This window comes from Streptomyces monomycini, assembly GCF_022271435.1.
In the GTDB taxonomy this organism is placed as follows: Bacteria; Actinomycetota; Actinomycetes; order Streptomycetales; family Streptomycetaceae; genus Streptomyces; species Streptomyces monomycini.
The window spans coordinates 55,152-79,621 of sequence record NZ_JAFIQY010000022.1; the positions used below are offsets into that span (position 1 = coordinate 55,152).

Genomic DNA, 24,470 nt, shown 5'->3' on the forward strand with positions numbered 1-24,470 from the left:
CCGGGGCGAAAACACGGGACGGTAGGGCGGACTCGGGAAATGGAAACGAAAAAGCTCCCGCCACCGGGATCCGGGTGCAGGAGCGAAACGCAGGCACAGATGTGGCCGCTGCGCCTCGCAGTATGCCACCAAGTACCGCCTGTGGTGAGAACGCACTTCACCCCAGGCCGCTGACGTGGGCAGACGCTCGCACATAGTTTGAGGTTTCGTAACGCAGGACCAGCTGCCGCCGCCCGGGCCCGGCGGCAGCACGGTGCGGTCGGGCTCCCGGGGCGGGGCGCGGTGTCAGTGGGCGGCAGTAGTGTCGTCCGGCCTTTCAGGGCTGACGGCGGCCGCGGCGGGGCAGTGTCCCGGCGGGGCACGGTCACATCACAGGTGGGGGTTCGAGTGGGCGAGATACGGCATGAGGTAGCGGAGGAGACCAGCAGGCTCCAGGCCGGCATCACCGCGGTGCTCCAGGAGCTGGACGGTCTGCCGCAGGACGATCCGCGGTACGAGGCGCTGTTCGGGCAGCTGGTCGAGGCCGGCACCGCACTGCTGGCGTACGAAGCCTCGGTTCCGGCGAAGCTGGAGGCGCCGCAGCGCAAGGTCAGCAAGAGCGCCCTGACGTGGGCGGCCGGGGTGCATGTGGCCGGGGCCCTGCTGCTCGCCCTGGCCCCGCTGACCGGCTGGATCAGCTGGTGGTGGCTGCTCCTGGCCGGCTTCCAGGCACTGGCCGGTGTACTGATCGGCGCCACCGACCCGGCCCCGGGCCGGCACCGGATGCTCCGCTCGGCCGCGATCGGCCTGAGCATCGTCACCGTCCTGGTGCCGCTCCTGGTCTTCGGGGTGATCTCGGGCTGGTTCTGGATCGCCGCTGTTGTCGGCTGGCTGTTCAGCGGCGTCCAGGCCAGCGACGCCGAGCAGGAGGTGAAGGCAGCGTGAGCATGGACAGCTCGTACAGCGACCTGGACCACCGGATCGACCGCGTCAAGCGGGAAGTCACCTCCGAGCTGTCCGACGTGAGCGACAAGCTCCACGACCTGGAGAACAGCGTCGACGAACTGGAGGGCATCCCCCGCCGGGTCGATTCCCTGGAGTACGACCTCCAGGAGGCGAAGGAGGAGACCGAGCGCCTCGACAGCGACCTGCGGGCAGAGATCTCCGGTGTCGAGAGCAGCGTCTCCCGCCTCACGACGCGGGTCGCGGCCCTGGAACGGCACCTGCGGCAGGCCAAGGGCGCCGTCGTCGCCGATCTCGACGACCGCGGCGGCGAACTGCACGCCCTGGCCCTGATCGTGGAAAAGGGCATCGCCGCGCAGTCCGGCCTGCTGACCGACTACCAGCGGGCCACACTGCAGATGGCGGGCACACGGCTCCACAGCGCCCTGGAGGCACGGCGTCAGCACCGCCACACGGTGCTGACGGCGGCCGCGGTGCTGGCCGGTACGCCGGCCGGGGATCCGAAACGCAAGGCGGCCGTGCTGGACTTCCAGACCTCCGCGCCCAAGGCCCGGGAGGTTCACGGCCGGATCGCCCAGCTGCGGGCCGACTCGCAGAAGTCGGAGCGCCAGCTGGCGGCCGACGACGCGCTGCGCGCCAGGCACCGCAAGACGATCGACGCGGGCCAGCGGGCCGACACCAAGCTGCGGATGCGGCTGCGCAGCCGCCTGTCCGACGTGCTCAGCGGCACGGATCTGATGCCGGTCTGGTTCCACACCGCGTTCGGCCCGATGGCTCCCGCGCGAGGTGCCAACGACTGGCTGGACACCGCGACGGACGTCCTGGCGTACCGGGCCACCTACAAGGTCACCGACCCGGTCGTCGCCCTCGGCCCCCCGCCCGACGGACCGCGCAACTCGCGCCGCGCCCTGTGGTACGAGGAGCTGAAGCGGAATCTCAGGCGCTGGGGGTAGCCGCATCCGCCCGGCCGGCGCACACCCTTCGAAACCTCCGCCCGGGCTCTGGCCTGCCACCGACGACCGCCCGGCCACGCGGACGACCAGCCCCGGCACCCACGGCGCGCCCTGAGGCACCGGCCGGCGCAGCGGCCATGGCGGCCCTCGCCGCTCCCGCCGTGTACACGGTGGCCCAGCCTTGCAGGCCCGGCTCCTGCGCCTGGGCTGCGGCCTGTGCGGTGAGCCAGGCGGTCTGCGCGCGGCGAGCAGGTGCTCGGCGGTGCTCGAGCGCAGCTTCGTGCCGGCTGCTGGGCGTCGGAGGCGACGTCCAGGTGGCCGGTGTCCGCATCGAACGCCACGGCCTGAACAGGGCCGGTGAGTTCGGGCTCGGCCGCGGCGAGGTTGACGTTGAACTGAGCAGGGACGCTGCCGTCGGCGGCCGGGACGACCATGCCGCGCTCGGTCATCATCATGCCGGTCGCCGTACCAAGCCCGAGCGGCTCGCGTCCATTGCGTCGTACGCCCGTGCCGGTGCGCCGCTTCGGCCTCTGCGTCTGGGTGTTGCCCCTCTTCTTCGCCGCCTCCCGGGCCGCGGTTAGGGTCTGGCGCGCGAAGCCGACGCCGCTCAGCTTGGTGCTCATGCGCTCACCGTCCCGGCCGGGCCCCCTCCAGCGGCCGCGCGGCGAGCCCGGGCAGCCGGCCCGACCACGGCGCGGCCGAAGCCGCATCGGTCCGGGCGGCGGCCTGCTCGCGCAGTTGCTTAAGCCGTATTACGAACAGGTACTCGGCGGTGCGCTGCCGGACCTCGCCGTAAGCCTTCATCTGTGTCAATTCTTGCGAGAAGTGGCCTGTGACACCGTCGAACCTTTGACCCAAATAGCGTGCTGACGTTTAGCAGTACTGGCGAGAACTGCTTGCAGTATCTTCCGGTTGCGTCCCCGCTCCTTCATCGCGTGGCAATTCGGGCAGAGAGCTATCATTTGACTTGGATGGTCGCGGCCTCCTTCAGCGATTCGCTGCACGTGATCGACTTCGAGGATTGGTTGACCTTCATCTGTGACATCAAGCGGCTGTCCGCCGCATTTCGGATTCTCGCACCGTCCCAGGCACCGAAGCAGCACCGCCTGCCGAGCCGCTGGGATTCTGACCGGATCTCGACTCGTCGCTTCTCGTCGCTGCCCGTGAACGCCCCATTCCCGCTCCTCGACCTTGGCGACCAGCCGCCGATACGCGGCCATGGGCGCTGGGGCTTTTCCTGGCTGCTCGACCCCGGCCTCCTGCGCAATTGCCCTGGTCTCGCACTGCTGGTGACGGGAACGCCCTGGCGTCATGAGCGGTAGAGAGCAAACAGGGCACTGCAAGTACGGAGCGTTCCCGACTCCAGAGGGGACGGCGAACGGTTCCGTCTGGCCAGCCCCCGGCGTCGCGAACGTAATGGCGGCTGTGGCTGTCAGCTGTTTCATCGCTTCAGGCGTCCTGGGCTGCGCCAGGGGACTCCCGTGACACTCATTAACCACTTCTTCGAGCAGCGCTTCTACGGATCTACCCGCCGAAAGGTCAGAGACCCCGAGAATAGCCGCAATCGATACACCTAGGGATCGATACGCATTCATCACCCACAAGCGGCCGTTTTCGCGACTGACACTCGGATCGCCACTCTGCAATGGCCGTAAAGGAAGTGGGCAGGTCACCCGGATTCCTAGCGGTGCGCTCTGGGGCACCACTAGGACTGCCTGTGTCGCTTCGGCGATTTCATGCCGCATTGCGCAAATTTCATTGAGCGCCTTCATGCGCCTCTCAGGGGATACTTTGCTGACCAATACAGTGAGCTGCGGGTGAAAATACCGAGTGAGCTCAACTTTGGCCGCATATAACCCAGGGCGCTCGACAAGAAAGAGCACTTTTTTGGTCCGGCGCATAGTGCCATCGCCCACAAATTCGAAAAATGATTTGCGCATGCGGCTAACGCTAACGCCCTTCTTGGGCCTCAGCCAGACGTTGATCGGCTAAAACGCGTTGCAGGTCAAGGCGAGCTGCGAGTCGCTTCCGCTGCGGCGAAGGCAAGGTTGAGCACGTCGCGCCCTCCGCTCGTCGCCTTCACCGGTACGACGGTTCGGCCGGCCCGCGTGCCCGCCGTACAGGCGGAGGTGAGACGGAGCCGGACGCCCGCCAAGTCCTATGCCGTCGTACTCCTCTCGCCGGCGCAGCTGCCCGTCCGGGCGCACCGGCGGGGGCGGAGGCCGTCCACCTTGACCGGTTTCCGGTGCCTTCCCCAGGGCCACTACTGCTAACAAGGGGAGGCCTGTGGCCCGTACGGGTCGGGGAGGGGAAGCTCGTGAACTTTTCGTTCGAGTGCGGGTGGTGCGGCGAAGACTGTGTCGTTTACGGCGAGCCCACCGGTTTCTGGCGGGAGCTGTACCGGGTCCCGGACGAGTGGAACTGCTGGTCCTGCGACGGGCTGAACTACACGCACGACCCGCCGTGGACACCAGCGGAGTAACCGATGCCGGCCGTGCGGCGCAGGCAACGGGCAGCGCATCCCCGTGCACGCTGCGAGAGGGCCTCTTCACCGGCTTCGGCCTGGGGCCCGCCAGGCGAGCTTCCGATTGAAGCCCGCGCTCATCTCCAGCTCGGCGGCCGTCTCTCGCCGGCGGGCTCCACCGCTCGCAGGTGTGCAGCATGGAACGGGCGGCGCCGGCTGTGCCGAACGCGTCGCGGGCATCGGTCCCGGCCAAGCCGGGAAGAGACCAGCGAGCCGCCGCATCGTCGGGCCCGACACGGCGACTTTGCAGCCCGTGGCGTGGGCGACCGCGAGCGGTAGGGCGCCGAGGTGCAGCAGCCGCTCGTTCGACAGCCGTGGTGTGCTCCGGCTTGTTGCGCCGACCGGGCGCTGTGCTCGGTCGCCCCACAGACGGTTTCGCGCCAGAAGAGTGCTGTCGGCCAGCTCGTGGTCGACGGTCTGGCGGCTTATTGCCTGAGAGTGGACAATTTTTGCCGACATTCGTGTCATACGGGCGGACCCAGGGGCGGGTATGGGCGTGCTGTGGAAGCTGGAACCGGCGACGGCGGCCAAACACCGGCTGTATCAGCGGTATTTGGATGCCTGGTGGCCCATCCTTCTGCAGACGTCCCAGCGCACGGGATACGCCCGGCCCCGGGTGACCCTGCTGGACGCCTTCGCCGGCCCCGGACGCTACGAGGACAACGAGCCCGGCTCCCCCGTCTTCATCCTAGACCGCCTGCTGCGCCACAAGGCAGTCGACCGCATGGAACTCAGTCCGCAGCGCGTGCACCTGGTGTTCATCGAGAAGGACCGGGCCCGTCACGAACACCTGGTGGCGGAGCTGACCGCGAAGTTCGGCCCTCTGGCGGGACTACCTGTGCGGGTGGAGGTCCGCCGTGGTGAAGCCGGCCGCGACAGCCTGGCGATCCTCAGCGAACTCGGCGCCTGGGGCCAGCCCATCCTGGGCATCTTCGACAGCTGGGGCAGCGTCAACGTGCCCCTGGACGTCATGCGGCGCATCGCCCGCAACCCGGCCAGCGAGGCGATCACCACCTTCGGCCCCAACTGGTTCAGCCGCCGCGAAGACCTCAACCCCGACATCCTCGACGCGGTCTTCGGCGGCCGCGGCTACTGGGCGCCGGCCGCAGACGAGTCGCGTCCCGACGAACGCTGGCGCGAGTGGCTGCGCACCTATCGGGATGCGCTGCGGCGTGCCGGCTTCGGCTACCAGCTGCAGTTCGAACTCGTCCCCCGCACCGGCCAGCCGCTCTACCTCGTCTTCGGCACCGGCAGCCCCAAGGGCTTGCTGGCGATGAAGGACGCCATGTGGAAGGTCGACGGCCTGGACGGCCAGAGCTTCCGGGATCCGCGGACCCGCGGCGCCACGGCCGAGGGCCAGCTCGACCTGTTCCAGGTAGCCGGCCTGGCCGACGACGAACTGCTCGAACTGGTCACCCAGCGCCTGCGCACCGGCCCGGCAACGGTGGAGGAAGTCGGCCAGTGGCTGCTGACGGAGACCGCCCGCTGGATGCCCAAGCACGCCCTCCAGGCGGTGCGGCAGATGCGCCGGGACGGCCTGATCACCGTCCCGGGCACGGGAAAACTCACCACGAAGAGCCTGGTCAGCCTGTAGGCACGGCGGTGGGCAGGGGCATCTGGTCCCAGGTACGGCCCTGCAGACAACGTCCGGACGCCTTCGGCGTACGCCCGCCCCACTGTTTGAAAAAGAAGGCCACGTCCGCGCCCAGGCACACGTCCCGGACCCCGGTGACCCACTCCTCCTCCACGGGGCGGAAGTGCGGGCCGGACTCACCGCCGGCGATCACCCAGTCGATGCCCGACGACAGGTCCAGGCCGTCCAGCGGGCCGAGCAGCGGCTCACAGGACAAGAACCGCACCGCCGCCGGCACCTGCCGCAGGTCATCGACGCGCGGCAGCTCCCTGGCCGTCTCCACGGACACGCCCATCCACACGTTGGGCGGCCACTCCAGCTTCCCGGCGACCTGCCGCAGCCGGCGGGCCCGCTTCGTCAGCACCTGGTAGGTGTGCTGCGGAGTGTCCGCCATCACTTGGAAGACCTGCCGGACGAAACCGAGCGGCACCCGGGCGTGGAAGAGGTCGCTCATGGAGTTCACGAACACCGTCCGAGGGCTCCTCCACCCGTACGGCACCCGCAGCGCGTCCGGATGCACCGTCAGCCCGAAGCCCGGCCCGGACGTCCGGGGATCACCGTCGTTCTGGTACTTCGCCGAGCCCATCGCCTTCAGCCGCTTCGCCAGCGTCAGCGCATAGCAGTTGGTACAGCCCTCGGAGACCCGGTCGCACCCGGTCGTCGGGTTCCACGTCGCCTCGGTCCACTCGATTGTGCTCCGGTCACTCACCGGACACCCCTCCCCGCGCCACGCACCGGCCACAGGCACGCCAAGCAGCCTGCCCAACGATCCCTGGCCCCAGCGGACACCGGCATCCAACCACCGCCCGCCCCACGGGCGCTCCCGATACCCCTAAAGGGAACATCTGTGCGCATCTCCTTTCAAGAGATCTCACTGCTTCGGTCAGGTCACGACATCCGCGGCCAGCCACCGACGACCGCCCGGTCACGCGGACGACCAGCCCGGGCACAGAGCCGTGGTCACGATGGAGTCCACCGGGCTGACGCAGCTGGCCACGACCTCGGCGACCACTGGTCGGCGACAGCATCGAGAAGTACGGTCTGCCCGCTGTGTCACGAACCCGCCCCGGCAGAGGAGCGAGTGGACATGTCGTAGGTGACTCCGTGATGGGCCGCGGTGACGGCCGCCAGCTCCGGCATCTGTGCGGCGATCTGTGCCCGCAGCCGTGCGGTCTCCTCCGCTTCCGCTGCGGCCTTCATCACGTCGGGCTCCGGGCGTGCCAGCAGTTCCCTGCCGGGCCGGACGGCTGAGCCCTGCGCGGGGTGGGCAGCCCCGGCCGCGCGGGCCCGGGCGGCGCCGGCCGCGTACGCCGCGGACCGCTCCTGGAGCCCCGGTGCCATGTCCGGCCCCCCGGGTGCGGACGGTGAGCCAGGCGGTGGCGCGCTGGACCCCGCCGACTGGTTGGCGCCGCGATGTCGTCCGGATATCCGTTCCCGCTCTCCGTCACCTCCGTGGCTCCGGCCCATTTCCTGACTCGGCGGATGGATAGGTTCCCACGGGGTACGGCTTTCGGTGCGCGGCCACGACGGCGGGCACCACTAGCCGAGTCCGGTTGTACAGCCCAGACGTCGTCTCCTGCCGCGGGCGATGCACCAAATTTGCGTCCTCCAGCCGTTTCAGGACCCGCTCGGCGCCCGGAAGACCGCAGCCCAGCAGCCGTGCCAGCGTCGCCGCCGCCCGGCCGCGGTGCTTGTCCACCGTTCCTCCGCACAGCCGTACCCGCCCGGTCTCTGCCGCTTCCAACACCAGCAGCAGCAACGCCAAACGGTCGGTCGACGCTCCCCGCCCTGTACGACCGGCCAGCAGCCCGGCCTGGGTGTGCGTGCAGTCTCGTGCTGACCGGCCTGGGGCCATCAGCGCTTCCATCAGCCGCAGCCAGATGGCTAGTTCCTCGTGTGACAGTGCCAGCGGATGCTTGGGCATATCCCGCGCGGCGCGCAGCGGCAAAACCTCGCATTCCAGGCTTCGGCCCTCACCGAACTCTCCCGTCAGTACTCCCGTAACCACGGCACGGGAGCGACGCAGCCCAGGCAACACCACCGACTGCATATGGGAGACCGACAGTCCCAGCCACTGGCCAAGCTCACGAGAAGTGATCTTCATCAGACCCGCCGTCCTCGGTGTGTGTGCGGCCAGCACAAGCAGCGCTAGCCGCACCGGATCCGGAGCGCCCGCTAGGCCCGGAGTGCCCAGGAGTTCTCGCACAGCACGTCCCAGGCGTACCCGGGTATCCGTGCTCAGCGCCAGTGGACGACTGAGTGGAGCAGACCCCTGCCGGCCGTTCGTCACCACCTGATGCGCAGGTATCGGTGTGACGGTCTCGTCATCGCGTGCGGGGGCTGGGGCGTACGCGGCGCATTGACAGTCCTGGGATTCATCCCAGCCCATCACGGTGCATCCGCCTGCTCCGTGAAGCCAGTGCTCGTGGCCGCAAACACAGCCGGGTGCCGTGCCGTCTGTACATGGACGGGGGCGCGCTGATTCGGCTGGCCCCGGAGCCTCCTTGCCCCGGACTGCACTGACGGCAGCCCGTACTACCGTCACAGGGTCCAGGTCCTGGAAGTCGAACCACTCGCCGTGGGAGCGGTAGGCCCCCAGGTGGGCATGGAGGCGGCCTTCAAGCGGGTAACTTCCCACACACGTCCAAAGGATCTCCAGCCTCAGCGGGCTCATGGCCTGGATCTGCCGTAGTCGCCGTTCCGGGTCGGTTGATACACCGATCTTGGCAATGGGCGAGTCAGGAACGCCGATGACATAGACATGATCTCCCATGCATCCCCCTTGCAGCCAGGTGTCATAGACGCCTTCACCCTCATCCCCCTGCCCGCACGTTAGCGGGCAGCTCTGACACTGGAGGCCGAGCACGACAACGGCCGCCTGACCTGCCGTCGCTCATCGGTCTTCCCAGCGAGGCCGTCATCTCGCGGGGCGCTGCCGACGCGGCTTCGCGCATCTGCTCGTGGCCACGCGGCAGCGCCGTGTGCCCCACCGCCGACGAGGTGCTCATTCGCTGCCCGCACACCGGATGCGGCCCGTCTTCGTGACGCCGCATCCGCGACGCCGGTACGACTGGTGAACGCTCCTACGTGCCGGCTCATCGGCTCAGGGCATTGGTGTGGGCAGCCAGAGCCCGCTGATACCCCGTCGAGGCGTTCTCCCGGGTCCGCACCGGCACATCAACAGCAGTGGCAGGACGGGATGGCTGCCGGGCGGCGCGCACCCGCGCCGCACCCGCCGCGTACGCGTCCGGCACCCCCTGCCGGCCCGGGACCCGGCCGGACGGCGGCTGGGCGTTGCGCAGGGCCTGGACGCGGGTTTTGAACAGGGCGCGGGCGGCGGCGTGGCGAGCGTGTTGGGCAGCCTGAGCCGCGGCCTCCTTCGCGGCTTCACGGGTCGGGTAGCGGTGCCGGGCGCGCATCGTCGCCTCGGCGGCCATGCGCGCTTCGGTGTCGGCTTCGGGGAAGCGGGCGAGCAGGGCCAGGGCCGAGGCGCGGTAGTCAGCGGCGGCGGTTTCCGCGGTGAGCCGGGCCAGCACGGCCACGGTGCGGTCGGTGCCACCGGCAGCCCGGGCCTGCCGGGACTTGAGGCGGATCTCCTCCCGCACGGCGGCAGCCACCTGGGTGCGCACGGCGTCGACATCGGCCGGGTCACCGAGATCGGCCGTGGCAGCAGCTGCAGCGAGCATCGCTTCGCGCAGATGCCCTTCCACGGCCTGCAGGTCGCGGCACACCCCGCACAGCCCGCCCGCCTCCGGCGCCCCGCACTGCCGGCACGGCCGGGCCCGGCGGGCCTGCTCGGCGACCTCCGCCTCGGCCCGGGCACGCTGTGCAGCTGCCGCACGGGCGGCCGCGGCCTCGGAGGCCTGCCGCCGGCGCCGCTCGGCCAGCACCAAGTCGGCGGCCACGAGCTCACGCAGCCGGTGCTCCACCGCCTGCTGACGGGTACGGGAGCCGGCGTCCGGCAGTTCGGCGCGGACCTGACCGGCGACGCGGGCACGGCGCTGTCGGCGGCTGGCGAGCAGCTCGGCGCACCGTTCGCAGGCGGTGCCGGTGGGCATCAGAGTGCCTTCGTCACAGCGCGCGTCGGCGCACGGACTGATCCGCGGCAGCCCACGGCCCCGCAGCCAGCCGACCGGATCGGTGACCGCCTCCGGCCCGCCGGGCTGCGCGGCCAGACGCCACGTCAGCCGCTCGGACAGGACACCCACGGCACGCTCGGGACCGACGACGCCAGCGGCGTAGCGCAGCTCGCGGCGGGCTGCCTGCTCGACCACCCGGCGGGCCCCGGAGGTGCCCAGCCGGTCCCACAGGATCCGCACCGGCGCCAGGACCGCCTCGATATCCCCGCGCGGCCGCGGAACCCTCCCCCGCCAACCCCTGCCGCGCCCTGGGCCAGGCCAGGTGCGGGGTACGCCCGCATGCTCCTGCTCCGAGGAGCGCTCGGCCGGAGCCTGGTCGGCTACGTCCAGGTGCTGCCCGTTCTGCTGAGGGAGGTGGGCGAGATGGCGGTTCGGCTTGTCCCCGCGCAGCGGGCCGCCCTCACCGTCTGCCGCCCGCAGCGGGGCACCGCCCGGGAGCTCGTCCTCGCGCCCGCCCGCGCGCTCCGGCCGGCCACAGGACCTGCCACGGCCTTCGCCGGAAAACCCACCAACACCTGCACCATCCCCCGCCTCAACTGCCACAGAAGCGTGGACTGCGTGAAGGTGTGAAGCATCCGCGCGGTCCGGGAAACCCGCCTCCGGGGCCTCCTCAAGCTCTGAAACACCAGTAGCCCCAAGGGACCCGCCCTGCCCTGCAGACCCAAGATCCTCGTGTGAGGTATCTGCGCGGTCCCGAATTCCGGCGTTTCCCGCGCCGTACGGCTGGCCGGGGTCCGTACGGCGGCCCCGCGCCTTCGCCACCGGCACCACGCACACCCGGCTACGACCGCGCATCCGCGCCGCCGTCTCCCCCCGCGACACCCGAACCAGCCCCGCACGTTCGAACCGGCCCAGCATCCGGGCCGCCGCATCCGCGGAACACCCCAGCAGCCGCGCCACGGTGGCCGCCGGACGCCCCCGGTCGCCGGACACCGTGCCCGGACACAGCCGCAGCCGCCCCGACGGAGCCGTCGACAGCACGATCAGCAGCAGCCCGAGCCGGTCCATCGCCGCACCCTTGCCGCACCGCCCCGCCAGCAGCCCCCAGCCCTGCTCGCCCCAGCCCGGGGCGAACAACTCCTCGCACAACGCCAGCAGCACCGCGAGCTCCGAACGCGACAACGCCAGCGGAACCCGCCGCTCCCCCGCCGCCTGCGCCCGCACCAGCGGCACTATGGCGCAGTCCAACGCCGGGTTCCCCGAATCGTCCAGCACCACGCGGTCGTCCAGGCCCCCGGCCTGCCGCAGCTCGGGCAGCACCGTGCGCGCCACCTGCTCCCGCGACTGCCCCAGCCACCGGCCCAGCTCCCGCGTCTGCACCACTGTCCGGTGCCCGCGGCGGGCGCTGGCCTTCGCCACCAGCACCACGGCGGCCAGCCGCGCCCCGTACGACATACCGGACAGAGCCGGATCATCCACCAGCGCACGCACTGCACCCAGCAGCCGCGCCCGCATCGACTTCGTCAGCAGCAGCGGATTACCCAGACCCAGCTCCACCACCGGACCCGGCTGCTGGTCCGACCGGTCCGGAACTGCCCGCAGACCACGGCGCTGCCCCGGCACCCGTCCAGCGGCCTCCACCGCGAGCGCGCTCACCGGGACACCCCGGCCGCAACGGACAGGCGCACCGACGCCGGCCGACGCGCGACGGATGAGGTCAGAGCAGGAAAGAAGCAGGTCACGGTCGTCATCTGCCGACCTTCACCCGCTACGCCTGTGGACAGGGTTCCGCGAGCCGCCGCTCCCGCCCCGGCCGGCCGGACCACCGCCCGCGGACTCCGTCGGCACCGCCCGTGCCGGCGGAACCCGGCCGCGGCCCGTACTGGTACCGCGCGCGGCACCGCAGCGAAAACCGACCACACGACCGGACAAACCGGGCGCCGCGTAGGCGGAAGTGGCGCATTACACGCCATCCGAGCATGGGAGAGCTGACAGAAGGCAGCACTGTGCTGCATGATGGGGATCGACCTCTTCGTGAGAAGCGGGTACGACAAAGCCCCTATGGGGCTGGTTCTGGGGAGAACCTGATATTTCGGCCGATCAGCCGGCGCCAACCGTCTGATCAGGGCCCCGGCCCGGTCGCCAAACCGAGCCGTAACGCGAGGGCCGCAACGGGTGCGCCAACACCCAGCGGCCAGGGCGGCAAGGCCGCCCAGCGAACAGAGCTAATCCATTTCGACCTCCGCAGAAGCGGGGCGCCCGCGCGCGGGGCGGCGCGGAAGAACAGAAACGGCACCCAGCGGCCGGAGCGACGCGCGAGACGTCGCTGCTACGGCGGCGGGTGCCGTGGTGTGCGCCTGGAGGGTACGGGTACCCTTCATCATGTCGAGACCTTCCAGATAGGTCGTCGGCCGTCGCCCCCCGGAGAGCCACCTCGCGGGGGGTCAAGTCTGTATTGAGGTGATCCGAGATCACCTTACCCCCTACAGGCGGCCACAGGGGCGCCCCCTCAGATACCGTGTCGCCAGCCTGCAGAGGGCTCCTGACATGCCGACAGCAGCACTTCACCGCCAAAGCGGCCAACTGCCTCGCCGCAGCACCGGAGGACCGCACGGCATGATGATGACCATGGACGCGCCCGATCAGCCGCTCACCAGCTACGCTACGCCTGCCCGGCGCCGCGGCTACATCAACGCCATGCGACAGATCGCAGCCGTCCGAGCGCCCGGACACCGCGCCCGGGTGTACTTCAGCGTGCCCCCCGGCCTCGCAGACCGCCCCAACTGGCAGAGACGACTCGACAGCATCCGCCACGGCCTCCCCAGCGTCGAACTCCTCGACTACCGCAGCGCGTTCAACCCCGACGCGGACTACCACGAGCAGTGGGCAACACTCAGCGACACCCTCGACGGACTGGTCCTCACAGGCCTGCACCGAGACAAACGCCGGCCCCGCGAGCAGACCCTCGGACCCATCGCACGCCAAGAGCTCATCACCATGGTCAGCGCAGGACGCCCAGTCCTCCTGCACAGCATGGAACACGGCCTCGTGCCCGTCCTCGACTGCCGCCCCAAACGCGTCGGACAGGAACCACACCAGCGGCTGCGCCTCACCATCCCGCGAGACTGGTCGCCCGGCGAACCCACCCTGCAGGCCGCCCTCGCAACCCTCTGCCCGGCCGACTTCGCCCCCGCTAAAGAGGCGCAACAGGATGTACCGATGCAAAGCGGCCTCAAGTCGGCCCACCTCACTCATCCCTTCACGCCACCCCCGTGACACCAGCAGGTGGCCAAGGAGGGAACAAAAGGGGTTGGGGCACCGACAGAGATCAGGGATGTCGTGCCTTGCTACGCTCATGGCGGAGCCTTCCTATTGCACTGGGATGGATCTATAGGGCAGCGGGCGGCAACCCGCTGGTCTTGCAGCGGCCGGGCCTGGTCTTCGTGCAGCCACACGAAGGGGTCCGGCCGTTGTGCTGGGGCGCTGGCGATGAGACTAAAACCAGTCACCACGGGCTATGGACGCTACCAATGGCTTCCGGAAGCCGGTTCTGTATGGCCTTAAGAGACGAAGCTGCAGGTGAGTTGCTCAGTCGGAAGAGCTGAACCTCCGTGACCTGCGCGTCGATGTTGAAGAAGTAGTTTGGATACCCCCTCAAACTCACGAGCAATGCCGGATAATCATTGGCCGGAACTAGTCGAATCGGCGAGGGTGAACGCCCCCTTCGCGCGACAGCCATGCCGCCATGCGAGGCTCTGCGCTACCGTCGCCCCGGGACCAGCACCAGGAGGACGGCCATGGCCCGCATCGTGTTCGACCCCGACGAAGCCGACAGCATGCGACGTGCCGCACGCGACGCCTTCCCCCAGGACCCGGCCCTCGCCTACGCGCTGCTCCAGCTCGCCGACGAAGGCGTCGACCTGGAGAACTGCCGCACCTGGGACGACATCCGCACGGAACGCGGCCTCCCGCCCCACGACAGCACGGCGCACGACGTTGCCTAAGAACCGGCGCCGCGCTCTCGTCACCTTCCACGAGACCGCCGAACGGCAGCTTGCCGCACTCGCCGACGATGACCTCGCCCGGCTCGACCCCGTACTCGACGCCATCGCCGACGCACCGGACATCGGCCGGCCCCTCCGCGACAGCCCCCTGCGTGAGTATCAGCAGAACAGCGTGCGCGTCATCTACTACGCCACCACGCTGGGGACGATCATTGTGGTTGCTTACGTCGAGGTGTAACACCGGGAACCTCCTGTCCGGGGAAATTCGATGCGGGGAATCATTGCATTCTTCGGGTGAATGCGCAAAGCGGAAGGGTCTTGTTCTGTTTACGGTCTGACCTGCGCTTACTTACCTCCGACTTAACGGCAGTGTTTAATTCGCGGCCAGCAATCGCCTCCAGTGGCGGAAAAATCCCAGGAGGCGACTTGCCTTTATGGTGCACCTGCACGCCAAAGAAAGGCGTTGCGGTAGCTGAAGCACCTACCATTACTCGCATGCACTTGGGCCACCCCCACAATTTGGCAGTACCTCACGTGAGGTACTGCCCGTGAGCCGACCACCACCGCATCACGCGAGTCGGTGCTCAGTGCCGGGCAGCACCCGAGAGTTCACCGAACCGTAGTGCCCATCCGGTACTCCCGCGGGGCCCGGAACTACCCTGCACCTGCCGCCGGTTCACCGGCAGGAAAGTCGCCGACCTCCCACGGAGTTCGACCGGTGGCCGTTACCTTCGGAACATCGCTGACCTCCAGGTAGTTGCGCCAGTTGACCAGGGGCAAGGGGCCGGTGGAACTGGCGTCCAAGCGCCGCGCACCGAGAGTGCTCCCGGCACCCGAGCAGCCTTCTCGGTGGAAGGCCAGAGCGTCCAGACGCGGGACCCGGACAAGGGAGGTGTCCGGGTTGATGAGTCCGCGGACGTGCACCTCCGCCGAACCCGCTGCGGTCACCCTGCCCCCGCAGCTGGCCCGCCGGGCCGGGAACGCCCGAAGGGCGACGGAACCCGGCCGCCGACCGGTAGCTTCGAGGCATCGCTGACCTCCCAACTTGTGGTGGCTGTACTACCTGAAGAAGCTCCGACTGGTGACAGCGACGCCGAGCGGGAGAGCGCCTCAGCCGCTGCGGCACGTGACGCAGTGAGCCCTCCCCACCGCCTATCAGTAGGCGGTGGGTTGCCCGGCGAGCGACCACCTTGCTGCCCTCGGCATTCGGGACTGGGAGTCAGCGAAGCCCCGCCGAGCCTGGCTGTGAGTCGATACCTTCGGAAGATCACAAACCTCCAGGCGGCCCCAGGCATTCACCCGGCATAAGGAGTGAGTCGGGAGCAGAATCGCCCCCGAAATTTCGGGTGGTGATCCAGCAGTGAGTCACGTGACTCACTGCCTCCGCGTCGGCTGCACCGGCGGAGAGCACACCGGAACGTTCCGGAGTGACCCGCGCGAATCACGCTCCTGCGAGCCGATAGGCACTGCCTAACGTTAGGCAGTGGTCGCCGAGGCTGGCGCCATCAGGTCCCGTAGAAGGCGCGCCCGACGCCAGGAAGTTGCACCGAGTTGCGAATAAAGCCGGCGGATTGCGCGCATTGCAACCCGGCCAAGCATCAGGTCGGTGAGCAGCCACCTTCACCCCCAGCGCGTGATTGAACGCCCACCGGGCTGCCCCGGCGTGCCGGAGCAGTGCCTCCACCTGGGCAGGACGAGGATCCAGAGTGAACTGGAACGCCTTGTGGACTTCCTGCTGCACGGCCATGCCCCCCTTCACCTAGCCTCAACCCAACCGCACGACTGTGCTGACTCCGGTCACGAGCGCACTTGTACGAGAGCATGGGCTCCGGAAGTCCGCCAATGAGGCTCTGCTGCGTTGAGTTCTGCGAGAGCACCCATCTTGAGGCCGACGATGGTATCCGACTTCAGCGTGCGCAGTGCCGCGATTCGGCCTGGGAAGTGGCTTGTGACCTCAGCGAACGGGATCGTCGGCTCCCACCAGCAGTCGCCGATCAATCGCCGGTAGTTAAGGTCTCCTTTCAGGATCGTCACCGTGGCCGAAGCGAACTCATCCCGCAGTGCTTCCGGCATGGCAGTGAAGTCGAACGGTGCACAGAAGAACGAGTCCGCACGCACGCGCAACCGACCGAGGGCGGCTGCCTCGCGCAGCCGATCTCCTGCGGCCCGGGCCTCCCCCTTGCTGAGCAGGAGCTTTCTCAGGCAGTCGGCGACGTCTGCGAGGGTGGCGTCGGAGACGTAGTACGGCGAGGGCTTCACGTGTAGCACGACCTCGTCGGCTAGCCCGTGCGCGAGGAGGTGGTCGATGAGGATCAGGTCTGCGAGCATTTCGCTGCCCGCGTTGTCAGCGACCAGCGCGACAGTTCCCCCGGCTGCGGACCGAAGCAGCTCCCAGAGGCGTGTGCTGTCGTCGGACACCAGGCCGGATGCCTTGCCCCCTTGCCCTGAAGTGATCTGGAAGCCTAGGTCGGCGCGATTGCCCCAGAGGCTCGACAGCAGCAACGCTTGTCCCTGCTCGTCGTCAGTCAGTTTGACGACATCGTCGAGCGCGGCGATCTCCGCCGACACCGTCTCGCCCGCCAGTTCGGCCTGTTTAAAAGGCGCGAAGGGATCGACGCCCCACCACGGCCCCTGCTCGAAGTAGCCGGTGGCCTCCAGGAGCCGCCGGTAGAAGAACGACTCCGCCCACAGGAACGGCACTTCCGTCCATGGATGGCCGTACAAGCCTTTTCCCCAGTCGCGCCAGCGCCCGACGTCAGCGGCGCCATCCGGGAGCGGTTGGATCACGCCCTGAACATTCTCCTCGGCGAGTTCGGAAAGTGCTCGGTGCTGCTCAGGCCCAAAGGGCCAGGATCCGAGGAGCCGTTCGATTAGCGCCGGATGCCGCTTGGCGAATACATCGCTGGCGAAGTCCGACTCACTTGAAATGATCGCCGGCGCCTGCTGAGCCATAAGTACCTATTCCTCTCAGAGTGGGATCAGGTGAGTTCGAGGGCGACTACGCCAGCGGCGCTGCCGACGAGGACGCGGTTATGGAACGGGTCGTAGGCCGCACAGTTGAGGCTGCCATCGACGCGGACCTCGGCTATCTGCTGCTGCTCACTGAGTGACCAGAGCCGCACGGTGCCGTCGGCAGCCGCGGAGACGAGCCGGTCCGGCGTGCTGGTAAATCCGACCATGAGGATGCGGCCGGAGTGCCCACTGAGCTGAGCGGTGAACCGGTCGCCGGCCAGATCCCGCACAACGATGTCGCCGGTGCCGGCACCGACTGCGGCTCGGGCGCCCTCGTCGTCGAGCGTGACAGCCCGGGCCCAGCCGGTCGGGCAGGTGAACCGGGAAATGAACTCGCCGTCGGCCGCCCACCACACCCGAACGGAGCCGTCACCGCCACACGCGGCGAGGACCTGACCATCGGCGTTGAATGCAAGCGAGCGCAGGCGGCCAGCGTGGACGTCCTGCGACCACAGCAGGTCGCCGCCCGGCAAGTCCCAACAGCGGATGTGCCCGTCGTTGGTGCTCGCTGCCAGCTTCGGCGCTGTGCGCGGCATGGCCACCGCCCACGTGCGGTCCGTGTCTCGGTTCAGGGTCAGGCTCCAGGACTCGTCCGTGAGTGACCAGGAACGCACGGTGCCGTCACCGCACGCGGCCGCCACCAGGTCTGTGCCAGAGCTAAGGGACCAAACCCGCCCGTCCCCAGCTGGGAGCCGACGCAGCAGGGTCGCGTTGGCGGCGTCGACCAGGTCCACCTGGCCTGTTCCGTTGCCGATCAGTCCGACTGCACCTGTGCTGGAGTACGCCGTCGCCCAAGTTGTATTCGATCCGGAGGCCAACGTTTGCAGCTGGCCGCCGTGGGTTGGCCACAGTCGCACCGCGCCATCCTCGCAGCCTGCGATAACCGTGCCGTCGCTGCCACGTGCGAGTGAGCGGACCCAGTCGACGCCGGGTGGTAGAGCGGTTTTGCCTGCCTCACCGTCGACGGTCAGCACGTGGATCGTAGGCTTCTCCGTCGCGACAATCACAAGCCCATCGTCGGGTGAGGTGACTACGGAGCGTACCCGGCCGGGTAGGCCCGCTTTGCGGCGGACGGGGGTGAGCGCGCCGTTCTTCGTTGTCCAAACCACGACCGAGCGGTCGCCGGACCCGGAGGCGAGTAGGCCGGAGTCTGTAGAGAACGCGACCGACCTCACCCAGTCGCGGTGGCGGGCCTTCTCGTCCATCAGCCGTCCTGTGCTCATATCGAAGATGCGCACGAATTCGTCTTCGCCGACAACTGCGATTATTTGTTCGCTCTCACCGCCGACAGCGACCGACCACACCGGCGTGCCGGTGGTCTGCATCCGGCGGACCAACAACAGCCGCTCGGTGTCCCACACGCACACCGCTCCGTCTTCGGCCCCCGACACGAGCAGCATCTGGTCGGGTGCGAACGCCAGGGCGCGGATTCGACGGGAGTGCCCTGCCAGTACGCCCACTGGTGCGCCGGAGGCAGTGCGCCACAGGCGAATCAGGCCGTCATCCCCTGCGGAGGCGACAACCGCCCCGTTGGCAGACAGGGCCGTTGCGAACACCCAGCCGGTGTGCGCGCGGAAGGTCCGCAGCAGTAGGCGGGTCTCGAGATCCCAGAGCCGTACGGTGCCGTCCTCGCCGCCGGAGGCGACGATCCCTGCTTCGGTGGAGACGCTGACGATCGCGCCGACGTGACCGGAGGCCTTCGGCTCGGGGACCGCGCCGGGGCGCAGCCATGTAGCGGAGAACACCGCGCTGAGTGCGGCGGCTTCGGCGAGCGCCTCCGACGTGACTCGAGACGGGGCGCGGTGTAGTGCGATCGACAGGGTCGCGGCCACGTCGGCCGGCCTTGCCAGCCCGGTCAACAGATATCCGCAGCCCGCCATCACCCGCGCCGCCGCCCATGCCTCCGAGCGCCGCGCCGCAGGCAGGCCGTCGAGGACCGCTGCATCGGCAACCAGTGCCTGCTCACCTACCTGCACGACCTTTCGCACCACGTAGGGCGGTGAGGAGAGTAGTGAGACAAGCTCGTCCTCCAGCCCAGCCTCGAGCAGGTGGTAGGGCAGGTGCCGCCACAGGTAGCCCTGGTCCGCGCCTAGCTCCTCCCAACGGTCGTCGGTCACCTCGCGGAACGTATCCAACAGCGAGCTGTGCAGATCCTCCCAATCGTCTGAGACCAAGTAGCGAAGGTAGGACCGGAATACGTCATGCAGCGTGATCGTTTCCGTGTCCGCTCGGTAGCTGCTCACCAGCGAGCGATCCGCAAGGACACGGCAAAACTGCCTTGTTGCATGCGGAGACCAGCCGAATGCCGTTTTCCACCAGTGCGTCAGCACCCGAACCGGGATCGGCGTCGCTGGCGGGAACACCGCCAAGGACATGTACCGCGCCCGCAGGTCCGAAGCACCGGTGAGGATGACACTCTCCTCCAATCCGTCGAGGCTGGACGCTATCGCCTGACTGATCGCACTGCGCCTCTGGTCAGCGTCGAGAACATCGAAGGCTTGAGGTCCGTAATCGCGGATCGTCTCCGAAGCCTCTGCCACCACGCGGTCAGAAGCCGCTCCGGAAGCCACGTCTTGTTCGACGGTCGATCCGACGATCTGTGCCAGCAGTGGCCATCCCCCCAGCAATTCCGCCAGTTCCTGGGCGGCTGGCCGCTGCAGTGAGGAAACGTTGCGGACCAACATTTCGCTGATCTCATTGGCCGTCATCGGCCCAAGCCGAACAATCCGCGCAGACGATGGGCATACCCGGACATTCCGCGAGGTGACCAGCCGCACGCACTTCTCGCCGCCGAGGACGAAAGGGCTCAGATCCGCGGCGCTCCACACGTTGTCGACAATCAACAGAGCGCGTCGATCCTGCAGCAGCCGCGCGAGATGGAACCCAGCCTGTTCCGGGTCGGTGAGCGCCGGCCGACAACCACTGAGATGGACACAGATGTCAGAGATGAGTTCAACGACCCGTGCAGACGTACAGTCCTCGCCGGTCTCCACCCAAAGGATCTCTTGGTAGAGCTCGTGGACCCGCTCATCGTTGACCAACTGCGTCGCGATGGTCGTCTTGCCGAATCCTCCGGGTCCTACCACGGCGATCGTCACGATCCCCTCGGCGTCGTGGGCCTCTTGGAGAACGGAGATGAGGCCATCAAAATCGCTGTTCCTGCGCACCAGACTCGGCTCCGCATTCGGGATGGGGAGGAAGCCTCCCGCCGCCGCAGCGTGCTCAGGAACTCCCGGCAAGTCGTCGCCGATCGCTTCCCAGAACCGCTCCTGCTCTGCTGGGCTGCTTCGCTCCAGGGTTCTGTCCAGTGCCTCCTGGAGAGGCTTGCTGATCGTCCTCGGCCTCGTAGGTGACTCCCAGTCAGACACTGTTCGGCTTCCGACTCCCAGATGGAGCGCGAACCCACGCACTGACAGGCGCAAAGATTCCCGCAGTGCGCGCGATTCCTTTCCAGTCCAGCGCTGCACTGTGCCCACCGAGACCCTCTCGACCGACTCTCTGACGCTAACAACACGGGGTACCGAAGCGCGCGGCCTCGGACGTACTCCGCAGCAGGCTCGCAGCGCCGCCGCAACGCTCGGCCTGCGAAGCGGATTGCAGCGGGCAGCAGGTCTTTCCGAAGCTGTCCCCGGTTCCGCAGCGCTGTCGCAGCGCCGCACCAGCCACAGCGCTGAGAATCACCGGCACTCTTCTGTGCAACGGAGCGGCACTGCTTCGCTCCGTTGATGCATAGGCGAGCCGGAGGTGAGTGGGCATGTGCAGAGCGGTGAGGGGGGCGATGTCAGCCATCACGCCTCTTCTCGAGCCTGTCCAGGCGTGCGGACAGTTCCGCGACTCGCTCCTCCAGCCGCTTGATGGCCTGAGTGGTCGGGTCAGCAACAGCGTCGACAGCCGACTCGCGAATAAAACTTCCGCGGCCTTGGTGGGAGTAGATGATCCCACCAGCGCGAAGCTCCGCGAGGGCGCGCTGCACTGTGCCCGGTGCGACCTCGTATCTATCGGCCAGCTCTCGCGTGCTGGGCAGCTTGTCATTGCCCGTCAGACGGCCGAGCCGGATCTGGTCACGCACATCTTGTGCGATGCGTTGGTAGGGCTGCATGGACTCGTCCGTCATGGGCCACATCGTAGAGCCACCCCACTCGAATAAATAGGTTGCCCAACTTGGTTGACACAGCCGCAACTGTATCAGCTAACCTATCCATGTCGGTGAAGATGGCTGTCGATTGGAACAGCAGGTGTCACCGTCTCGCCGGGTTCTTCGGACCCGGCTCCCCCACCCGGAACCGCCCACGCGGGCGGCGCCGGATGCGGGAGCCGGAACGTCGGTTCCCGCAGGAAGTCGTCCGCCCTTCGGGGCGGCCGGGGTAGCCCCAGCTTGCTGAGGGCGCGAGAGCACCATCGAACTCCTCCGGAGCCTGACGGCCGCGACGACTGTGTGCATGTCGCAGCGCTGTGCGCTGTCTGTCCTGCGGGACGCCGGCCTCGTGCCGTGCGGCCCGGAGGGCGGAGAGAGCATCGCGATCCGTGCCCCCCGCCGCTCCGTCTGTAAGGAGTCCTGATGTCTGCTTCGCCCCTTGAGCGCACTGCCCGCACCCGCCGGAGCCAGACCCGCTCCCGCACCGTCAACGCCCGCCCGGCGCTCGCCGTCTCCACCCTCAAGCCTCACCAGTACGACCTGCGCCCGGCCTGCGCGTCGCTGATCTGCCCCGACTGCAAGACGTGGGTGCCGATCACCAGCCTTCAGACCAAGAAGCCCAAGCTGGTGCCGCACGACACCGGCCGTGCGGGTAAGGCCCCGGCCATCCGCTGCCGCCTGGGCAGCAACCGCCTGGTCACGGTCGACGTCACGGCCAGAAAGTGGGAGGAGCGCCTGGTGGACGGCAACTCGGAGACCGTGCACCGCCGCCGGACCACCGTGCGGCGCAAGCCGAAGGTCGCGCCTGCCCCGGCCGTCGGTCAGATCGCCGCGCAGAAGCAGACGGCGACGGTCGGCGACTCCGGCGACGGCCGGCCCTTGTGGCTGCTGCGCGAGATGAAGTGGGCGTCGACTGAGTCTGCGGTCCGTGACGCCGACACCCGGCGGGCGGAGCTGCCCGAGGGGGACGCGCCGCTGGGCGCACCGCCGGTGCCGCTCACGACGCTGCACCCCCAGCGCCGCGCGAGCTGACTTGCTCTGGACGAACGACCACGGCCCCGGCCACCTCGCAGGGGGGAGGCCGGGGCCGTGGCTGCTCGCCCGGCGGCCGTTCCTGACGACGTGAGGAGCACTCCATGCCTGTTCCGACCGACCCACGCACCCCTCAGCAGCGCGTTCAGGACCAGCTGGCGGCGGCCCGTCGCACGCTGGCCGACTCGAGCTTGCCCCGTGCGGAGCGGGCCCGGCTGGCCGACCGCATTCACGCCCTCACCGAGCAGGCCAAGCGTCTCGGCGCCTGACCTGCACCGCGACGAACGACCACGGCGTGTCCCCGTCCGGCCTGCGGACGGGGACGCACCGTGGCTGTTTGTACGGCAGCCGGCAGCCCCCGGGGAATTGCACTCCCCGGGGGCTGATCTCACGCACTGGACCTTGGGATGCCCAGATGATGATCAGCATGGCACAGCCGCTCGCCCCTGCCGCGGCGCAGCTCCTGCCCGCGACGGCCGAGGCCTCGCGGCAGGAGGTCGAGGAGCAGATCGGTCCGCGCCGCCGGGGCGCGATCTACCAGAACACCGATGGCGCGTTCGAAGTGCTGTCGGTGGTCACCGACCCCGCCGAGGCCCGCGTGCTGCTGCGGCGGGACAGCGCGCAGTGGGCGCTGATCGTCCGCGACGTACTGCGCGCGGGCGGCGAGCCGTTCGCCGTCGGATCGGTGTGGAGCACCTCCGACCACCTGGTGCGCGAAGCACCGAACCGTACCCGCAGCAGCTGGGGCACCGCGGCGTAAGGCCTGCCGCTGAACCGAGAGGACGCAAGCCGATGGACAACAAGCTCGCCGCGGCGATCGAGCGGGACGACCGACGGGAGGACGCCAGGATGCACGCCGATGACCGTGTCACCTGCCACACCCACCAGGCATGGGCCGACGACTGCGCCGACCGGCACCGTCCGGTGACCGCGGGGCGGTTGCTGGCCGAGGCACGGGAACTCGACCGCATCCGTGCACGGACCTGATCCCACCACCTGACCAGTCGCTTCGACCCCGGCCAGCCGTACGTGTGCGGCTGGCCGGGCGCGTAGCTGCTCGTCCGGGCAGTGAAAGGCGACAGCCCCGGGGGCGCAATCCCCGGGGCTGTCCAGGCAGGACCTGAACTGGAGGCCCTGATGTTCGACAGCATCCCACGCCCGACCAGCCGTACCGACTCCGACCCGGATATGGACGAGGCCCTGCGCTGCGTCCGGCAGGGGAGGTGACCGGCATGGACTGGCGTCACCACGCGGTCTGCCGCGCAGAAGACCCTGACCTGTTCTTCCCCGTCGGCAACACAGGTCCGGCTCTGGTGCAGATCGAGGAGGCCAAGGCGGTGTGCCGCCGCTGCCCGGTCATGGAGCAGTGCCTGCAGTGGGCGCTGGAGTCCGGCCAGGACTCCGGCGTGTGGGGCGGGCTCTCGGAGGACGAGCGGCAGGCGATGAAGCGCCGTGCCACCCGCAACCGGGCCCGGAACACGAAGGCGGCGGCGTGAGCGAGGGCGGCATGAATGAGGAGGACCGGCAGCGCCTGGAGGACGCGTTGCGCCGGACCAACTCCGATCATGACTTCGGCCGCCGTGCTCATGGCTGAGTCCCTGTACGACCGCTACATGCAGGCCGCGGCAGCCCACCGCGCGCACGGCGAGACCTGCACCAGGTGCTCGCCGGACGCGCGGTGCGACACCGGCCTGCGCCTGCACGAGTCGTTCACCCGGCTCCAGGACGCCTACCTCCGCTGGCAGAAACAGCAGCGGACGTGACCGCAGGCGGGACGGGTCCCGCTCCCCCGCCGCGCCACGCTGCTCCAGCAGGCCGGCCGCCCGATGGGCGGCCGGCTCTTTCCATGTCTCCAGCCCGGGAACATCCCGGGCTTCTCCCGCCAGGAGAGCTCATGCCCACCACCCAGTCCGACACTGCGACGACCACCTCCGGCACGGCCCGGCGGCTTCCGAAGTCGCTGTGCACGCACACGCCGCCGTGCCCGGCCGCCGACGCCCCGGACCGCGAGGCCGCCCACGTCGTGGCCCGCCACCCGGAGCAGGGCTGGAGCCTGCTGTGCAACGCCGTCCTGCTGTTCGAGGACACCGGCGAGCTGCTCCCCGACGGCCGCATCATCGCTCCGCACCGGCCCCTCGCGACAGCGGCCTGACGAC

General features: G+C 68.9%; 25 protein-coding genes and 1 pseudogene. 15 read left to right on the plus strand and 11 right to left on the minus strand.

Annotated features, from left to right (window positions below):
• Positions 1-387 precede the first annotated feature (387 nt).
• Complete coding sequence (locus JXZ78_RS23660) at positions 388-924, plus strand: hypothetical protein (protein ID WP_030019361.1); 537 nt, start codon at positions 388-390, stop codon at positions 922-924.
• Between the two features lie 2 nt (positions 925-926).
• Complete coding sequence (locus tag JXZ78_RS23665) at positions 927-1,895, plus strand: CopG family transcriptional regulator (protein ID WP_238783333.1); 969 nt, start codon at positions 927-929, stop codon at positions 1,893-1,895.
• A gap of 627 nt (positions 1,896-2,522) precedes the next feature.
• Here the strand turns inward: JXZ78_RS23665 and JXZ78_RS23670 are convergent.
• Positions 2,523-2,699 carry a hypothetical protein gene (locus JXZ78_RS23670; protein ID WP_157851529.1) on the minus strand — a complete coding sequence of 59 codons (177 nt, stop codon included), beginning with the start codon at positions 2,697-2,699 and terminating at the stop codon, positions 2,523-2,525.
• 5 nt (positions 2,700-2,704) lie between these two features.
• Positions 2,705-2,899 carry a hypothetical protein gene (locus JXZ78_RS41125; protein ID WP_372498439.1) on the minus strand — a complete coding sequence of 65 codons (195 nt, stop codon included), beginning with the start codon at positions 2,897-2,899 and terminating at the stop codon, positions 2,705-2,707.
• On the opposite strand from JXZ78_RS41125, the gene JXZ78_RS23675 reads away from it, so the two are divergent.
• The 3 genes from JXZ78_RS23675 to JXZ78_RS23685 all read left to right on the plus strand — a co-directional run bounded on the left by JXZ78_RS23675 (position 2,867) and on the right by JXZ78_RS23685 (position 6,013).
• The gene (locus JXZ78_RS23675) at positions 2,867-3,217 is read left to right on the plus strand and encodes a hypothetical protein (protein WP_030019359.1); all 351 of its coding nucleotides are present in this window, start codon (positions 2,867-2,869) and stop codon (positions 3,215-3,217) included. The genes JXZ78_RS41125 and JXZ78_RS23675 overlap by 33 nt on opposite strands.
• A 995-nt stretch (positions 3,218-4,212) precedes the next feature.
• Positions 4,213-4,377 (plus strand): hypothetical protein, encoded by a 165-nt coding sequence (locus tag JXZ78_RS23680; RefSeq protein ID WP_167745406.1) that lies wholly within the window; start codon positions 4,213-4,215, stop codon positions 4,375-4,377.
• 532 nt (positions 4,378-4,909) lie between these two features.
• The gene (locus tag JXZ78_RS23685; RefSeq protein ID WP_030019358.1) at positions 4,910-6,013 is read left to right on the plus strand and encodes a three-Cys-motif partner protein TcmP; all 1,104 of its coding nucleotides are present in this window, start codon (positions 4,910-4,912) and stop codon (positions 6,011-6,013) included.
• On the opposite strand, the gene JXZ78_RS23690 is transcribed toward JXZ78_RS23685, so the two are convergent.
• The 5 genes and pseudogenes from JXZ78_RS23690 to JXZ78_RS23705 form a co-directional block, all read right to left on the minus strand.
• Positions 6,003-6,761: a DUF5131 family protein gene (locus JXZ78_RS23690; RefSeq protein WP_030019357.1), complete on the minus strand. Its 759-nt coding sequence runs from the start codon at positions 6,759-6,761 to the stop codon at positions 6,003-6,005. The genes JXZ78_RS23685 and JXZ78_RS23690 overlap by 11 nt on opposite strands.
• 344 nt (positions 6,762-7,105) lie before the next feature.
• Positions 7,106-7,393 carry a hypothetical protein gene (locus tag JXZ78_RS23695; RefSeq protein ID WP_030019356.1) on the minus strand — a complete coding sequence of 96 codons (288 nt, stop codon included), beginning with the start codon at positions 7,391-7,393 and terminating at the stop codon, positions 7,106-7,108.
• Positions 7,394-7,496: 103 nt separating this feature from the next.
• Positions 7,497-8,156: a hypothetical protein gene (locus JXZ78_RS23700; RefSeq protein ID WP_238783327.1), complete on the minus strand. Its 660-nt coding sequence runs from the start codon at positions 8,154-8,156 to the stop codon at positions 7,497-7,499.
• 426 nt (positions 8,157-8,582) lie between these two features.
• A pseudogene (locus JXZ78_RS41130) lies at positions 8,583-8,825 on the minus strand (GIY-YIG nuclease family protein); the annotation flags it as partial.
• Between the two features lie 322 nt (positions 8,826-9,147).
• A complete protein-coding gene (locus tag JXZ78_RS23705; RefSeq protein WP_157851527.1) occupies positions 9,148-11,787 on the minus strand; it encodes a hypothetical protein in 2,640 nt (879 codons plus the stop codon).
• A gap of 960 nt (positions 11,788-12,747) precedes the next feature.
• Here JXZ78_RS23705 and JXZ78_RS23710 point away from each other — a divergent pair.
• The 3 genes from JXZ78_RS23710 (at position 12,748) to JXZ78_RS23720 (ending at position 14,373) form a co-directional block, all read left to right on the plus strand.
• Positions 12,748-13,407, plus strand: coding sequence for a hypothetical protein (locus JXZ78_RS23710; RefSeq protein ID WP_030019354.1), 660 nt, complete (start codon positions 12,748-12,750; stop codon positions 13,405-13,407).
• Positions 13,408-13,928: 521 nt separating this feature from the next.
• Complete coding sequence (locus JXZ78_RS23715; protein WP_030019353.1) at positions 13,929-14,135, plus strand: hypothetical protein; 207 nt, start codon at positions 13,929-13,931, stop codon at positions 14,133-14,135.
• Positions 14,128-14,373, plus strand: a complete 246-nt coding sequence (locus tag JXZ78_RS23720) for a type II toxin-antitoxin system RelE/ParE family toxin (RefSeq protein WP_030019352.1) — start codon at positions 14,128-14,130, stop codon at positions 14,371-14,373. Before JXZ78_RS23715 ends, JXZ78_RS23720 begins: the two co-directional genes overlap by 8 nt.
• 1,203 nt (positions 14,374-15,576) lie before the next feature.
• Here the strand turns inward: JXZ78_RS23720 and JXZ78_RS41135 are convergent.
• The 4 genes from JXZ78_RS41135 to JXZ78_RS23735 form a co-directional block, all read right to left on the minus strand.
• Entirely contained in the window at positions 15,577-15,882 is a 306-nt protein-coding gene (locus tag JXZ78_RS41135; RefSeq protein WP_157851526.1) for a helix-turn-helix domain-containing protein, read from the minus strand.
• Between the two features lie 50 nt (positions 15,883-15,932).
• Positions 15,933-17,087: a damage-control phosphatase ARMT1 family protein gene (locus tag JXZ78_RS23725; protein ID WP_030019351.1), complete on the minus strand. Its 1,155-nt coding sequence runs from the start codon at positions 17,085-17,087 to the stop codon at positions 15,933-15,935.
• 26 nt (positions 17,088-17,113) lie between these two features.
• The gene (locus tag JXZ78_RS23730) at positions 17,114-20,314 is read right to left on the minus strand and encodes a WD40 domain-containing protein (protein WP_238783328.1); all 3,201 of its coding nucleotides are present in this window, start codon (positions 20,312-20,314) and stop codon (positions 17,114-17,116) included.
• Positions 20,315-20,928: 614 nt separating this feature from the next.
• A complete protein-coding gene (locus tag JXZ78_RS23735) occupies positions 20,929-21,261 on the minus strand; it encodes a GntR family transcriptional regulator (RefSeq protein WP_050502311.1) in 333 nt (110 codons plus the stop codon).
• A 444-nt stretch (positions 21,262-21,705) separates the two neighbouring features.
• On the opposite strand from JXZ78_RS23735, the gene JXZ78_RS23740 reads away from it, so the two are divergent.
• The 7 genes from JXZ78_RS23740 to JXZ78_RS23770 all read left to right on the plus strand — a co-directional run bounded on the left by JXZ78_RS23740 (position 21,706) and on the right by JXZ78_RS23770 (position 24,466).
• Positions 21,706-22,314 (plus strand): hypothetical protein, encoded by a 609-nt coding sequence (locus JXZ78_RS23740; protein WP_030019348.1) that lies wholly within the window; start codon positions 21,706-21,708, stop codon positions 22,312-22,314.
• 104 nt (positions 22,315-22,418) lie between these two features.
• Positions 22,419-22,583, plus strand: a complete 165-nt coding sequence (locus JXZ78_RS23745; protein WP_167745405.1) for a hypothetical protein — start codon at positions 22,419-22,421, stop codon at positions 22,581-22,583.
• A 158-nt stretch (positions 22,584-22,741) separates the two neighbouring features.
• Positions 22,742-23,074 (plus strand): hypothetical protein, encoded by a 333-nt coding sequence (locus tag JXZ78_RS23750; RefSeq protein ID WP_078624143.1) that lies wholly within the window; start codon positions 22,742-22,744, stop codon positions 23,072-23,074.
• A 32-nt stretch (positions 23,075-23,106) separates the two neighbouring features.
• Positions 23,107-23,301 carry a hypothetical protein gene (locus JXZ78_RS23755; RefSeq protein WP_030019346.1) on the plus strand — a complete coding sequence of 65 codons (195 nt, stop codon included), beginning with the start codon at positions 23,107-23,109 and terminating at the stop codon, positions 23,299-23,301.
• A gap of 245 nt (positions 23,302-23,546) precedes the next feature.
• Positions 23,547-23,810 (plus strand): WhiB family transcriptional regulator, encoded by a 264-nt coding sequence (locus JXZ78_RS23760; protein WP_030019345.1) that lies wholly within the window; start codon positions 23,547-23,549, stop codon positions 23,808-23,810.
• A gap of 69 nt (positions 23,811-23,879) precedes the next feature.
• Positions 23,880-24,077, plus strand: a complete 198-nt coding sequence (locus JXZ78_RS23765) for a hypothetical protein (RefSeq protein WP_033037420.1) — start codon at positions 23,880-23,882, stop codon at positions 24,075-24,077.
• A gap of 197 nt (positions 24,078-24,274) precedes the next feature.
• A complete protein-coding gene (locus tag JXZ78_RS23770; RefSeq protein WP_030019344.1) occupies positions 24,275-24,466 on the plus strand; it encodes a DUF5999 family protein in 192 nt (63 codons plus the stop codon).
• Positions 24,467-24,470: the final 4 nt, after the last annotated feature.